Origin of the sequence: Flavobacterium akiainvivens (assembly GCF_001278115.1) — a bacterium.
GTDB classification, from domain to species: Bacteria; Bacteroidota; Bacteroidia; order Flavobacteriales; family Flavobacteriaceae; genus Flavobacterium; species Flavobacterium akiainvivens.
Genome location: NZ_LIYD01000005.1, coordinates 776039 through 790902, shown reverse-complemented (window position 1 = coordinate 790902; position 14864 = coordinate 776039). Strand labels below are relative to the sequence as shown.

At 43.8% G+C, this 14864-nt stretch carries 12 protein-coding genes; 3 read left to right on the top strand and 9 right to left on the bottom strand.

Features of this window, described 5'->3' with window-relative positions; translation table 11 throughout:
- Positions 1-32: 32 nt before the first annotated feature.
- From AM279_RS03535 to lpdA, 6 genes are all read right to left on the bottom strand, one after another.
- Positions 33-2105 (bottom strand): protein-disulfide reductase DsbD family protein, encoded by a 2073-nt coding sequence (locus AM279_RS03535; protein ID WP_054406281.1) that lies wholly within the window; start codon positions 2103-2105, stop codon positions 33-35.
- Positions 2102-3418 carry a tRNA lysidine(34) synthetase TilS gene (gene tilS, locus AM279_RS03530; RefSeq protein WP_054406280.1) on the bottom strand — a complete coding sequence of 439 codons (1317 nt, stop codon included), beginning with the start codon at positions 3416-3418 and terminating at the stop codon, positions 2102-2104. Before tilS ends, AM279_RS03535 begins: the two co-directional genes overlap by 4 nt.
- Before the next feature lie 24 nt (positions 3419-3442).
- Positions 3443-4744, bottom strand: a complete 1302-nt coding sequence (locus tag AM279_RS03525; RefSeq protein WP_054406279.1) for an anthranilate synthase component I family protein — start codon at positions 4742-4744, stop codon at positions 3443-3445.
- Positions 4745-4750: 6 nt separating this feature from the next.
- Complete coding sequence (locus tag AM279_RS03520) at positions 4751-5080, bottom strand: type II toxin-antitoxin system RelE/ParE family toxin (protein WP_054406278.1); 330 nt, start codon at positions 5078-5080, stop codon at positions 4751-4753.
- Positions 5062-5277 carry a hypothetical protein gene (locus tag AM279_RS03515; protein WP_054406277.1) on the bottom strand — a complete coding sequence of 72 codons (216 nt, stop codon included), beginning with the start codon at positions 5275-5277 and terminating at the stop codon, positions 5062-5064. The genes AM279_RS03520 and AM279_RS03515 overlap by 19 nt, the downstream gene beginning before the upstream one ends.
- Positions 5278-5369: 92 nt before the next feature.
- Positions 5370-6779 carry a dihydrolipoyl dehydrogenase gene (lpdA, locus tag AM279_RS03510; RefSeq protein ID WP_054406276.1) on the bottom strand — a complete coding sequence of 470 codons (1410 nt, stop codon included), beginning with the start codon at positions 6777-6779 and terminating at the stop codon, positions 5370-5372.
- Positions 6780-6961: 182 nt separating this feature from the next.
- Between lpdA and AM279_RS03505 the strand changes: the two genes are divergently transcribed.
- Positions 6962-9436: a beta-glucosidase gene (locus tag AM279_RS03505; protein WP_054406275.1), complete on the top strand. Its 2475-nt coding sequence runs from the start codon at positions 6962-6964 to the stop codon at positions 9434-9436.
- 201 nt (positions 9437-9637) lie between these two features.
- On the opposite strand, the gene ung is transcribed toward AM279_RS03505, so the two are convergent.
- Positions 9638-10303: a uracil-DNA glycosylase gene (ung, locus tag AM279_RS03500; protein WP_054406274.1), complete on the bottom strand. Its 666-nt coding sequence runs from the start codon at positions 10301-10303 to the stop codon at positions 9638-9640.
- A 277-nt stretch (positions 10304-10580) separates the two neighbouring features.
- On the opposite strand from ung, the gene AM279_RS03495 reads away from it, so the two are divergent.
- Positions 10581-12749, top strand: a complete 2169-nt coding sequence (locus tag AM279_RS03495; protein WP_054406273.1) for an endonuclease MutS2 — start codon at positions 10581-10583, stop codon at positions 12747-12749.
- Between the two features lie 34 nt (positions 12750-12783).
- A complete protein-coding gene (locus tag AM279_RS03490) occupies positions 12784-13197 on the top strand; it encodes a thiol-disulfide oxidoreductase DCC family protein (RefSeq protein ID WP_054406272.1) in 414 nt (137 codons plus the stop codon).
- A gap of 59 nt (positions 13198-13256) precedes the next feature.
- Here the strand turns inward: AM279_RS03490 and AM279_RS03485 are convergent, their stop codons facing one another.
- The gene (locus AM279_RS03485; RefSeq protein ID WP_082344172.1) at positions 13257-14198 is read right to left on the bottom strand and encodes a T9SS type A sorting domain-containing protein; all 942 of its coding nucleotides are present in this window, start codon (positions 14196-14198) and stop codon (positions 13257-13259) included.
- 180 nt (positions 14199-14378) lie between these two features.
- Positions 14379-14855, bottom strand: a complete 477-nt coding sequence (locus tag AM279_RS03480; protein ID WP_054406270.1) for a DUF5362 family protein — start codon at positions 14853-14855, stop codon at positions 14379-14381.
- Positions 14856-14864: the final 9 nt, after the last annotated feature.

The following is a 14864-nucleotide window of genomic DNA, read 5'->3' as shown; positions in this document are numbered from 1 at the left end:
AAAAAAGCGGGATGATAATCATCCCGCTTTTTTTATTTTTTATAGTTGGCAACACCTTCCTGCAGCCATTTTAAATACTCTTCAATATCCGGCGTGTATCCTACCGGTTCATTAAGGTTTTCTTCCTTATTGTTTACCAGTACATAATAAGGCTGAGAGTTGGTCTTGTATTTCCTTATCTGCATATCGCTCCATTTATTGCCAATGGTTTTAATATGCTTACCCGTAGTTTCAGATATATACTGCTCACTCTCTGGTAATTCTTCTTTAAAGTCTACATATAAAGATACCAGCACCACATCATTGTTAAGTACTGAAAGTATGCGTTTATCACTCCACACATTATCTTCCATTTTGCGGCAGTTAACGCAGGCATATCCTGTAAAATCAATAAGCAATGGCTTATTAGTTTTCTTGGCGTAGGCCAATGCCTTGTCATAATCTTCAAAGGCGGCTATGCCTTGTGGCCCGCTGTGGGCACCTTCAGGCAGTGCTACGGCTGTTGTAACGCCACTACTTCCACCAAAACCAAAAGGACTCTCGCTATAGGTTTGAGATGGCGGGAAACCGCTTATAAGCTTAAGAGGCGCACCCCACAAACCAGGGATAAGGTAAATGGTAAAACTTAAAACCAAAAGCCCAAGCAGCAGCCTGCCTACCGATATAAAGCCACCTGGGGTATCGTGCGGCATTTTGATTTTGCCAAACATATAAAGCGCCAGTGCACCAAAAACGGCAATCCATATAGCAAGAAATGTTTCCCTTTCAAGATAATGCAGTTGCAATACCAGGTCGGCATTACTTAAAAATTTAAAGGCAAGTGCAAGCTCAAGGAAACCAAGGAATACCTTAACCGTATTAAGCCAGCCTCCTGACTTTGGAAGGCTGTTTAGCCACCCCGGAAACATTGCAAAAAGCATAAATGGCAAAGCAAGTGCAAGCGAAAAGCCAAACATGCCTATTACAGGGGCAAGTCCGCCTTTAGATGCTGCTTCAACAAGTAGCGTACCTACTATTGGGCCGGTACATGAAAATGATACTATTGCAAGGGCAAGCGCCATAAACAGTATGCCTATTATGCCACCCCTGTCTGCCTGCCTGTCTACTTTGTTAGCCCATGAGTTAGGCAGCATAATTTCGAAAGCGCCCAGAAATGAACAAGCAAACACAATTAAAAGCACAAAGAAAATAAGGTTGAATGCCACATTTGTAGATAATGCATTTAGCGAATCTGCCCCAAAAATACCGGTAACCAGAGAACCTAAAAGTACATATATAACAATAATTGATATACCGTAGGTTATGGCATTGCGCACACCTGCAGCCTTAGATTTGCTTTGCTTGGTAAAGAAACTCACCGTCATGGGTATCATAGGGAATACACACGGTGTAAGCAGTGCCGCAAAACCCGATAAAAACGCAACAAAGAAGATAGTGAAAAGCCCATCTTTACCTTTTTCCTCATCTTTTGCAGCCTTTACATCCGGCTTGGCGGTTTCATCTTTAGGAGCAGGTACTACTTGTGTTTTAGCTGTATCTGTTGCTTTTACAGTATCAGTAACAGTAGCCTCAACAGGCTGTGCACCGGCCGGAGGGTCGGTTGCCAATACGGCAAGCGGTATATTTTTGAAATTTTTAACCTCTTTTGATGCCATTTTTGCAAGGTCAAACTCAAACAGGTTTCCATCCTGTATGCAAGACTCCTTACAAACCTGGTAATCAAGCGTTACCTGAACCACCTTGTTGCTGGCAGGCGCTAACTTTACCGTTTGTTTAAGCTGGGCGGTGTGGCTCCAGAAATATTCGTCAACCTCAAAAATATCATTAAAGGCCTTTTCGGTCTTACTTTCCTGGGTTTTACCTACAAGTGTATAATTACCTTTTTGGTTGTTAAATGTAATAACCATGGGCAGTGCACCGCCATCAGGTGTAAACTGCGAATACATATGCCAGCTTTCTTCAATTACGGCATTAAAAACCAGTACATATTCGGTATCTGATTTCTTTTCAATTTTGCTGGTCCATTTTACCGGGTGCTTTACCCCCTGTGCATAAGTGCCTGCAAACGATACTATTAATAATAGTAATAATCCAAACTTTTTCATTCCTGCAAAAACGCTATCTTTAAAATTTGTGTTGTGTTTTCTGTTACTCTAAAACGGTTATCGGCACGGTGTCCCACAACCCATATTATATCTTCGCCCGAACAAAGCAGCCAGGTATTTTCCTTATCACTCAAAGAAAATTTCTCATCTTTAAAGTACTTGGAAACTTTTTTTTTGAGGCCCTTCATCCCGAAAGGGTAAAAATAGTCACCCTCTTTCCATTTACGCACAAATAACGGAAATTTTATTAATTCTTTGTTAACAAAAATTATGTTTTTTGTGTGGTTTTGTTCAAAATAATGCACATTTTCAAGCTTTAACCCTATCGGAATAGTAGTTTTTTGCACATTTTCTTCAATTTCATAAATTCCGGAATCGTATCCTGAAACCATTTCCAAAACTAAAAAATCACGGTCTTTCAGCAGCCTGTAGTCCCCTGAAAGCACATACTTACCCGGCTGTGCATCAGCAAGGTTATAAATATCATCCCATGCTGTAAAACCCATAGGGCTTAGCCAGTAATACAGGTAAGCCTTGTAATTGGGCAGGCGCTTAAGCTGTGTAATATCTATATGCTTGTAGCTGCCATAATCTCTTATAACCTGCTTAAAAACCAATGCCGCTGCATCATCTGCCATTGATTTAGCCTGTTGTAAATGATTGAGCGTATTGGTAAACGAGGCTTCAAAACCCCCGTTAAGGCTTTTAAGTATGGGTACTACATGGTGGCGCAGCTTGTTGCGCAGGTATTTGTCAGACGCATTACTGCTGTCCTCCCGCCATTGTATGTTGTGTTGTGTGGCATATCCCTCTATCTGTGTACGACCAAAGGGCAATAGCGGACGCACAATATTTCCATTTTGCTGTGGGATGCCCGTAAGCCCCTCAAGGCCGGTGCCACGCGTAAAGTTGATAAGGAAGGTCTCAATGCTATCATCAAGATGATGCGCCGTAAGCAGGTAATCAAGCCCGTGTTCCTGCAAGAGTTCTTCAAACCAAATATACCGCAACTGGCGCGCTGCTATTTGAATGGATACTTTAGCATCATTAGCAAAAGTATTTGTATCAAAGTGTGTTACAAAAGAAGGGATATTGTTTTGAGATGCATAGTTGCGAATAAATTGCTCATCACCATCGCTTTCCACACCTCTTAGTCCAAAGTTACAATGTGCTATGCTAATATCATACCCCAACTGCTGAAACAGGTGTACCAAAACCATGCTGTCTATGCCACCGCTTGTAGCAAGCAGCAGCTTTTTATCTTTTAAAAAAGGGAGGTTTTGGGCAAGGTGTTGTTGCAATACTTCGAGCATACACAAAGGTAGGCAAAATTTGGTTTATTCGCCCATCAGTACCGTGCGCATGGCATTGGCCTTAAGTAAGCATTCGTCGTACTCTTTTTTGGGCGCCGACTCATACGTAATCGCGCTGCCTACCGAGAACGACACATAGTTGTTGGCCTCGTTATACAGTATACTGCGGATGACCACGTTAAAATCAAAATCGCCCTCTGGGGTAAAATAGCCCACGGCACCGCTGTAAAGCCCGCGTTTGGTTTCCTCCAGCTTTTCTATTATTTGCATGGCCGATATTTTGGGTGCACCCGTCATACTCCCCATAGGGAACGTACTTTTTATAACATCAACCGGGCTATACTCTTGCCCTACGCTGCTGCTTACTGTAGATATTAAATGATGTACCTGTTTAAAGGTATACACACCACAGAGCTCATCTACCTTTACCGAGTTTTTCTCCGCCGTATGCGAAAGGTCGTTGCGCACCAGGTCTACAATCATGATGTTTTCAGCGCGTTCCTTTTCATTCAGCTGAAGCTCCTGTTTAATGGCTTCATCTTCCTGTGGGTTGGCACTGCGGCGGGCTGTGCCTTTTATGGGTTGGGTAATTACCGTGCTGCCCTCTTTCTTTAAATACCGCTCCGGCGATGCAGAAAGCAGGTATTGCTTATGGTTTTTAAGGTATACGGCAAACGGCGGTTCTGATATGGCATTGAGTTTCTGGTACGTTTCAAGCGGGTTTATTATGGCATCTTCGGCATAAAACTCCATACAGAAGTTGGCCTCATAAATATCGCCACGGTAAATATGGCTGCGCATGTGCTCCACCTTATCAATATAACTTTCTTTAGAGATGCGTTGTTGAATGGTTAAGGGTTGGGAGTTTAGGGTTGTAGGCTGTAGGTTGGAAGGATAGCCCAGAATTTTCTCCAAATCCTGCTCCCATTCATCATCACACATAAAAAGATAGTGTGCTTCAAGGGTATCGCCTTTCAGCAAAAAGATCTTCTTAGGCTGGAAGAAAAACAAATCCGGGAAACCAAGCCCGTCCAAATTTTGTGATGCAAGTACTTCGGTATCGTTTTTAAGGTCATAAGAAAGGTAGCCAAACAGCCAGTCTTTAGTGGTTTTCTGATAGGTATTAAGCTCTTCAAAGGCATTAACATAATCGGTTTGTATGGCGGTAAGGGCATCAACAGCCAGCACAGCATCAAAAGATGAATGTGCCTGCGCATAGTTGTTGCTGTCCATATACACCACTTCCCTGAACTGTTGCGCCCAGGCGAGCAGCTTTGTTTTAAAATCTTCGGGGTTTTGGATACCGGCTGAAAAAATAGTCCTCACTAAAAATTATCGGTTTTTACGTGGATGCTGGCGGGTGTCAAATACCTTGCTTACAAATATTTTGTCAGCACCTTCCCTATAGTTTATCTTGTAATGTCCGTGTATAAGTTTGCGATACTTTCTTTTGAGAAAATTTAAACTTTCATCCACGGCTCCAATTTCAGAATAATTGAAATTTGGATTTTCAAGGACTAAAACGGCATCAACTATTTCAAAAGAAATTTGCCTTGCTTTATCGGCTCCTAACAATTCCACATTAAAAGCTGTTATTTTTTGTAAATCTTTGGTAGCCCTGTGAGTCCAGTGAATTGGTTTGATTATCTCTTTTTTGTCCAACTTTCAATCATTGATTTCACTTCCTCAGTGCTAAAAATCCTGCCAGCCTTAATATCTTCCTCAGCCTCTTCAATCATTTCCCATTCTTCTTTATGGGAAATATAGTTTTTGATAAGGCCGTAAATACCCTCAAGAGTAGATGAATCTTCCCTGTCAATCATTTCATGTAGCTCCTTTCTGATTTCAAGCGTACTCATAGCAGTCAATTTTATACATCAAATATACAAAATTGCTTTATAACACAAAACCCGCCTCTTTCGAAGCGGGTTTATTATTTTTAAACTATATATTATATATGTATTGCCCTGTTTTCGGTAGCGGCAAGTGCAGCTTCTTTAACAGCTTCAGCATACGTTGGGTGCGCGTGAGACGACCTTGCAATATCTTCGGCGCTGGCCTTAAATTCCATTGCAATAACGGCTTCAGCAATAAGGTCGGCCGTACGGGCGCCTATCATGTGTATGCCCAGCACCTCGTCAGTTGTAGCATCAGCAAGAATTTTAACAAAACCATCGGTATCCATACTGGCACGGCTACGGCCAAGCGCCTTGAACGGGAAACTTCCTGATTTGTAGGCAACACCTGCCTCTTTAAGCTGCTCTTCGGTTTTGCCCACAGCGGCAACTTCCGGCCATGTATAAACCACACCAGGGATTAAGTTGTAGTCAATGTGTGGTTTTTGTCCGGCAATGGTTTCGGCAACAAATACGCCTTCTTCCTCAGCCTTGTGGGCAAGCATGGCACCTTTAATTACATCGCCAATAGCATAAATGTTCGGTACGTTTGTTTGCAGATGGTCGTTAACTTCAATCTGTCCGCGTTCCGTGATTTTTACACCGGCTTTTTCGGCGTTAAGGCCATCGGTAAACGGCCTGCGGCCTACTGATACAAGGGCATAATCACCATCAAGGGTAATGGTTTCGCCTTTAGCGTTATCAGCCTGAACCTGTACGCCACTGCCCGTATTTTCAACTGATTTTACTTTGTGAGAAGTGTAGAACTTCATGCCCTGCTTTTTAAGAACCTTTGTAAGTTCTTTGCTCAGGCCTGCATCCATACCCGGAATAATACGGTCAAGGTATTCTACCACGCTTACCTGTGCACCAAGGCGAAGGTATACCTGGCCCAGCTCAAGGCCTATAACACCACCACCTATAACAATAAGGTGTTTTGGTACTTCTTTAAGCTTAAGGGCTTCGGTAGAGGTAATAACCCTTTCTTTATCTATTTTGATGAACGGAAGCGTAGACGGCTTAGAACCCGTAGCAATAATGGTGTTCTTAGCCTCAATTATTTCTTCGCCGCTGCCATCAGTCTTGGTTATTTTTATATGTGTAGCATCTTCAAATGAGCCAACACCTGCAAAAACAGTGATTTTGTTTTTGTCCATCAGGTATTTAATGCCGCTTACATTTTGCTCTACAACACCCTGTTTGCGGGCAATCATTTGCTCAAAGTTTACTTTAATTTCTCCTGCAATGTCTATACCGTGCTCCTTAAAGTTTGAATGCGCATCGTGGTAGTGGTGCGAAGAATCAAGCAATGCCTTAGAAGGGATACAGCCCACGTTAAGGCATGTACCGCCCAGGTTAGGGTATTTTTCTATAATCGCGGTTTTAAATCCCAGTTGAGACGAACGGATGGCCGCTACATAGCCGCCCGGGCCAGAACCTATCACTACAACGTCAAATGCACTCATATTTTAGTATTTTATGGTTAAAAATTGCAACGCAAATTTAGGTAATAACATCAATATAGCGGCAAAGATTATTCATGAAAATAAACGGCTTTTTTTATCAGGTTATCAGTTAACGGCTACCATTCCGAAAACGATTTCAAAATAAACACTACATTTACAATCCAAATCCAAAACATCTGCAAATGCGAAATTACCTTATTACTGCCGTGGCGGCCTTTTGCCTTACGACCCATGCCCAGACCTATAAAGACAAAAACGCCCCGGTTGAAGACCGTGTAGAGTCGTTACTCAAATCCATGACGCTTGAGGAAAAGATCGACTACATAGGCGGCTTTGAAGACTTCTATATTATGGCGATAGACCGCCTAGGGCTCCCTAAAATAAAAATGACCGATGGCCCTGTGGGTACCCGCAACTACGGTAAAACCACCGCCTACCCTGCAAGTGTGCTTGCGGCTGCAAGCTGGGACAGGCAACTGGCTTATAAATATGGCGAAGCTTTAGGCAAGGATGCCCGAGAGCGTGGCGTGCACATTTTGCTTGCGCCCGGGGTAAACATATACCGTGAGCCCATGAACGGCCGTAACTTTGAATACCTGGGTGAAGATCCCTACCTTTCCGGCGAAATGGCAGTGGCCTACATTAAAGGTGTGCAAAGCCAGAAAGTAGTGGCTACCGTGAAGCACTTTGCTGCTAACAACCAGGAATGGGACCGCAACAATGTGAGCAGCGATATAGACGAACGCACCCTGCGCGAAATTTACCTGCCTGCCTTTAAAGCGGCTGTACAAAAAGGACAGGTAGGTGCCGTGATGGACAGCTACAACCTGATTAACGGTGAGCATGCCACACAAAACAACCACCTGAACAACGAGATACTAAAAGGCGACTGGAAGTTTGACGGCCTTGTGATGAGCGACTGGGTAGCCACCTATGATGCCGTAGCTGCTGCCAAAGGCGGCCTTGACCTGGAGATGCCCAGCGGCAAGTACATGAACCGCGAAAACCTGTTGCCTGCTATAAAGAGCGGCGCGTTGAGCGAATTGGTTATTGATGATAAGGTAAGGCGAATTTTGCGCGTTATCTTCCGTTTTGGGTTTTATGATACGGAATATAAGATGACTGAACCGCTTCAGCCCAATGTTGAGAATGAAAAAGTGGCTTTAGAGCTGGCACGCGGCGGCATGGTGCTGCTGAAGAACGAAGGCAGCCTCCTACCCCTTTCTAAAGACATAAAAACCATCGCAGTTATTGGCCCAAATGCCGATGTAAACGTTGCCGGTGGCGGCAGTTCGTATACGCACCCGTTCCACTTTGTGTCGCTGCTTAGCGGTATTAAAGATGCTGTACCTGCTGCTAAGGTAGTGTATGTAAGCAACAGCATACCCAAGCTGGATGATTATGTGGATGTTTCGCCCATTTATACAGATAAGAAATCGAAAACCAAAGGCGCTAAGGCTGAGTATTTCAGCAATATGAACCTGGAAGGTGCTCCCGTTGCCCAGCGGATAGAAACTACCATAAACCACGACTGGCCGAAAGAACCTGGCATTGAAGGCATAGGCGAAGACAACTTCTCTGCCCGTTATACCGGTGTGGTGCGCCCTGAAAAGTCAGGTACGTACAAATTCAGCGTGCGCGGTGACGACGGTTTCCGCCTGTTTGTAGACGGCGAGAAAGTTATTGATGTATGGAACGACCACGGCGCGGTAATAAGTAGCAAGGAACTTAACCTGAAAGCAGGTAAGGAATATAGCTTTAAGCTTGAATATTATGAGCACGGCGGCTCGGCACAGGTGGCGCTGGCGGTGTACCAGGAAAACATAAGCTATAACGAAGCCGTGGCGGCTGCCAAAAACGCCGATGCCGTAATACTGTCGGTTGGCTACGAAATGGCCAGCGAAGGCGAAGGTTTTGACCGCACCTTTACCCTGCCGGAATACCAGGACGGACTTGTACAGGCGGTTACCAAAGCCAACTCCAAAACCATAGTGGTTCTTAACGCAGGTGGTAATGTAGACATGCAAAAATGGCTGCCGCAAACTAAGGCGCTGCTGCATGCCTGGTTCCCGGGTCAGGAAGGCGGTACGGCTGTGGCCGATATACTTTTCGGCAAAGTAAACCCAAGTGGCAAGCTGCCCGCCAGCTTTGAGAAGAAATGGGAAGATAACCCTACCTTCAATAATTATTACGACCCGGATGGCGACAAGCGCGTTACCTATAAAGAAGGCCTTAACGTGGGATACCGTTATTATGACTTAGGTAAAGTACAGCCGCAATTCGCATTCGGATTCGGACTTTCGTATACTACTTTTGAGTATTCAAGCCTTAAGATAAGCTCAAACGGCGGTACTGATGTTACGCTTACTTTCAGCATTAAAAACATAGGGAATTATGATGGTGCCGAAGTAGCTCAGGTATACGTTAGCCAGCCCAACGCCCCTGTGCAGCGCCCGGTTAAGGAGCTGAAAGGCTTTGACAAGGTATTCCTTAAAAAAGGCGAAACTAAAACCGTTATCATAAAGCTGGATGCTGATGCATTCTCATACTTCAAGACTGAAAAAAATGCCTTTGGGTATGATGCCGGTACATTTGAAATAAAAGTGGGCGCTTCATCTCAGGATATAAAGCTTAAAGGTGAGGTGAATGTGAAGTAGTTGTAGTTTCACGATCCCGATAGCTACCGGGACGCAAAGAAGACATAAAGATGCGCAAAGAGCCCCGGAGGGACGGCATATTTATAGCAAATCAAATGCAATCGTTGCACGAGTTCCATAGAAGCTATCTCTCTAAACCAATGATTTTTTCTATAAATATGCGGTCCCTACGGGATTCTTGTCTTAAAAACAAAAAGCAGGTTACCACTCAATTTGCTTTTTTCCTTTCTCCGCAAGGAAAGCATTGCTACGGCTAAAGTGCCTGTTGCCAAACCAATGGCCTTTATTGGCGCTAAGTGGGCTCGGGTGGCCGCTTTCGAGCACCAAATGTTTGCTGCGGTCTACGCGTGCGCCTTTCTTTTTGGCGGAACCGCCCCACAATAGGAACACCACGTTTTCTTTTTCGTCAGATATTTTCTGGATAACGGCATCGGTAAAGGCTTCCCACCCTTTGCCCTGGTGGCTGTTGGCTTCGCCCTGGCGAACGGTTAGTACGGCGTTCAGGAGCAGCACGCCCTGGCTTGCCCAGCGCTCTAAATTGCCTGTCGGCGGAAACGGTTTACCCAAATCGGCCTGTATCTCGCGGAAGATGTTCAGCAAAGACGGCGGCATAGGTATACCATCGTTAACCGAAAAGCACAGCCCGTTGGCCTGCCCGGGCCCGTGGTAGGGATCCTGCCCTATTATAACCACCTCCAGTTTGTCAAACGGGCAATGGTCAAACGCAGAGAAAATCTGCTTGCCGGGCGGGTAGCAGGTGTGGTGTGCATATTGCTCCTTTACAAAAGGGATAAGCTGCTCAAAGTAAGGCTTTTCAAATTCAGATGATAGTACCGCCTTCCACGACGGGTGTATGTTTACGTCCATTTAGTTGTATGATTGTTATGCAAATATAACCTAAGCCACGAATTACACCAATTAAACGAATCGAATACTTTTTGCCACGAATTTCACTAATTCAACTAATTTATAATGTCCAAAATTTGTGTAATTCGTGAAATTAGTGGCAAAAACAAGACGCCGGACTGAATCTGTGTAAATCTTTTAATCTGTGGCAAAACAGCCTTTATTAAACTTTACTGCCATTTGTGCAGGCTGAGCCAATATGTAGTAAATTTGCATAGATTTTGCTTTGAAAATAATAATGATTAGTATTACAGATAAAACCCTTAAAGATTTAGAATTTGGCACCGTGCTCGAGGCGGTGTCATCGGGCTGCGTTACCGAACCCGGTATGGAAAAGGCGCTCCAGATTGTTCCGTTTAAAAACAGGGACACGCTTATGGAAGCCCTGCACCAGACTTCGGAATACGTGTCGTCTTTCGATAACAATAACGCACTGCCCAACCACGGGTTTGACCCGATATTCAACGAAATAAAATTCCTGGCTATAGAAGACAGTTACCTTGATGCGCCTGCTTTCAGGAAAATAGCCAACCTGAGCGAAACGGTAAATACGCTCATTAAATTCCTCGAAAAGTTTGAAGACTACTACCCTACGCTCAACAACCGTGCGCTACAGGTAGAATATACCAAGGATATCCTAAAATTCATAGACAAGGTAATAGACAAATACGGCGAGGTTAAAGACGATGCATCGCCTGAGCTGGCTAACATCCGCCGGGAAATGAACCTTGTTAAGACCAAGATAAACCAAAGCTTTACCATGGCGCTTACCCAGTACAACAGCCTGGGCTACCTTGATGATATTAAGGAAACCGTGGTAGAAAACCGCCGCGTGCTGGCCGTTTTGGCTATGTACCGCCGCAAGGTTAAAGGCAGCATACTGGGTAGCTCTAAAACGGGCAGTATTGCCTACATAGAGCCCGAAGCCACCCTGCGGCATTCGCGTGAGCTGAACAATTTTGAGTATGAGGAAAAAGAAGAAATAAAGCGCATATTAAAGCAGCTGAGCACATTGGTTAGGCCATTTGTGCCGTTGTTGTATGACTATCAGGACTTTCTTACCGATATAGATGTAATTTCTGCAAAGGCAAAATATGCCAAACGTATTAACGGGTTGTTGCCCAATATTACATCTGAAAAAAGGCTGTATTTCCGTGAGGCATACCACCCTATATTGTTTAGTAACAACAGGGCCAAGAACCAGCCTACCTATCCGCAAACCATAGAGCTTAAGGAAGATAACCGCATTATAGTAATATCGGGACCTAACGCCGGTGGTAAAAGTATTACGCTAAAAACCATTGGCCTGCTGCAACTTATGCTGCAATGCGGCCTGCTTATACCGGTACATGAACGCAGCGAAACGTTTTTGTTTGACCGCATTATGACTGATATTGGGGATAACCAAAGTATTGAAAATCACTTGAGTACCTACAGTTACCGCCTTAAGAACATGAACTACTTTTTACGTAAGTGTAACGACCGTACGCTGTTTTTGATAGACGAATTTGGTACGGGGTCAGACCCCGAGCTGGGTGGTGCGCTTGCGGAAGTTTTCCTTGAGGAGTTTTACCATCGTGAGGCTTTTGGTATCATTACCACGCACTATACCAACCTTAAGATACTGGCCGATGAACTGCCGTTTGCCACCAACGCCAACATGCTTTTTGACGAGAAAAGCCTGGAGCCTATGTACAAGCTAATCCTTGGCCAGGCCGGTAGCTCGTTTACATTTGAAGTGGCGCAGAAAAACGGTATCCCTTACGGGTTGATAAACCGCGCCAAGAAGAAGATTGAAGGCAGTAAGGTACGTTTTGATAAAACCATTGCCAACCTGCAAAAAGAACGCAGCAAGCTGGAGAAAACGTCGCAAAACCTTAAGGAAGAGGAGATCCGCGCACGTGAGGAAGGCAAAAAGATGGAAAACATCAACACCAAAATACAGCAAAAGCTGGAAAGCTACCAGGAGTTGTATGATGCCAACCAGCGCCTGATTTACATGGGCCAAAAGCTGGATGATATTAGCGAGAAATACTTTAACAACCGCAACAAGAAGGAGCTTATTGGCGAATTTTTAAAGATGGTGGAGATTGAAAACTCCAAACGTAAAAAGCTGGAACCGAAAGAGAAAAAGAAAAAAGAGGTTGAGCAAAAGAAAATCATAGCAGAAGTACAGGTTAAGGTTGAGGAAATCCGCGAGGAGAAAAAAGAGAAGAAAATAAAAGAAGCCGAAGCACCCAAGCCCAAAGCTGCCATTAGAATAGGCGACCGCGTGCGCATGATAGACGGCAAGGCCGTGGGTACGCTGGAAGCTATAGAAAAGAAAAAAGCAACGGTTAATTATGGTGTATTTACCAGCAAGGTTGATTTAGAAAGCCTTGAGTTGGTAGAAGCTATGAAGAAATAATGTAGCAACGGCTTAATTTTTTAGTGTGTCAATTATGGAAAATTTGCCAAAAGATAAAAAAATAATACTGTTTGATGGTGTGTGCAACCTTTGCGATAACACCGTGCAGTTTATTATAAAACACGACAAAAATGATGACTTCAGGTTTGTGGCGCTGCAAAGTGAACTGGGGCAGGAAATCATTAAACATATAGGTGTAGATGTTTCTAAAACGGATTCAATAATTTTATACGAACCCGGAAAAGCCTATTACTATAAAGCCGAAGCAGCGCTTAACATTGCTACCGGCCTTGGGGGAATTTATTCGCTACTGGGGGCTTTTAAAATACTGCCTAAATGGCTGAGCAATAAAGTATATGATTATGTAGCCCGAAACCGCTACAAGTGGTATGGTAAAAAAGATGCCTGCATGATACCCACACCAGAGCTTAAGGCCAAATTTTTATAAAAGTAAACGCCCCCTGCCGCTAAGCAGGGGGCGTTTGGTTATATATAAATATGTAGGTACTAATTTTTAACGATTTTCTTTGTAACAGCACCTTTTTCAGATGTTACAGTTACCATGTACACACCGCTGTTAAGGTCGGCAAGGCTAAGCTGGGCAGTAGCAATACCATCATATTTTGCCGATTTTACAATACGCCCGTTTACATCAGCCACCTGTATACCGTTTACAAGTGCACTATCTGCATTGCTAATGGTAATTACATCTACAGCCGGGTTAGGATATATTGAAAATGTAAGCGCCTGTACACTTTTAGTGCTAAGCGTGCCTGAGTAAAGGCTTACGTTATCAATATAAAAGTCGGTTGTACCACCATAGGTATAGTACTGTAGCAGGTCGGCATAAATACCACTGCCATCAGCAAAGGCAGTCTGGCCTATTTCTTCGCCGTTAAGGTAGTAAGTAATAATGTTGTTAGTTACATCGCAGGTATAAGAAAGGTTAAACCACTCGCCTACCGGAAAATAAGATAAACCAACATACTCTTCGCTATCATAGTCATAGGCATAAATAGCGTCATCCCCACTAAACAAAACGGCATAACCCGCATAAGGATAAGCACTCTGGTCATAATTAAGGCTGTTAAAATACAGGCTTGCCCCTGATTCGCTGTCTGATTCGTTCAGGTATAAATCCTGGGAGATAGTGTATACATCAAACTCGTGTGTAAATAAGCCACCATAAAAACCTGTTGGGTCGGCATCGCTGTCTTCAGCGGCACCGTTGCCCGAAATTTTTACCGAATTACTCCCTGTAGCTGCATAGGCAGAAGATACGGTTGTTTCATTACCTTCGGTCATAGAATACCATGCGCCATCGCCCTGGGCGTCTACCGTTTCACCTGCTGCAAAATTTTCTGATTCTTCAAAACCTGTTGCATACTGTGCCTGGGCACTAAACATTGCACTAAATAGTACTGCTCCTAAAAATAGTCTTTTCTTCATTTTTAATAGTTATGTAAGTTTTTCACAGTTTCAAAAATAGCCCGTACTGTAAGAAAAACCACCCCCTGAAACAGCCTGTTGACCTACATAATTACCGCGATTACCGAAGCCGCAGGGCATAAAAGCAAAAAAGCCGCCCCACAACGGTGAGACGGCTTTTAAATAGTAAAGATTTTATTTTTAGTAAGCACCGGCAGCTGCACCCATGGCGGCCACAATACCTATAATAAAGAACAATATGAACAACGCAATACCCACTATGGTTGCTATGCCTACAAATTTGTAGTGCGACTTAAGGTTGCCAAAAGCCTCGGTAAGTATATCTGTCCTGTTAGAGTTTAGCGCATCTTTTATTTTACTTGCAAACCTGTTAAGGTAAAGTATCGGAAAGAAATAAAGCCCTGCCATAATAAGGTATATAAGCCCCACTACTACCCCAGACATTGGGCTTCCTGCAGTTGCAAGGCTGCTGCCTAAGGCCATCATAAATATACCTCCAAGCAGCATAAAGCCAAGGCCTATAAAACCAAGGATAGAAAGGAAAGTAGCCCACTTAGCCGTTTCACGTAAAAAAGACTGGGCTTCGGCATTAACGTGTAATTCAAAATTGTCAAACTGAGAGCTTTGCTCAGACTCAAATGGAGATTTGTAATCCATAAATAATTG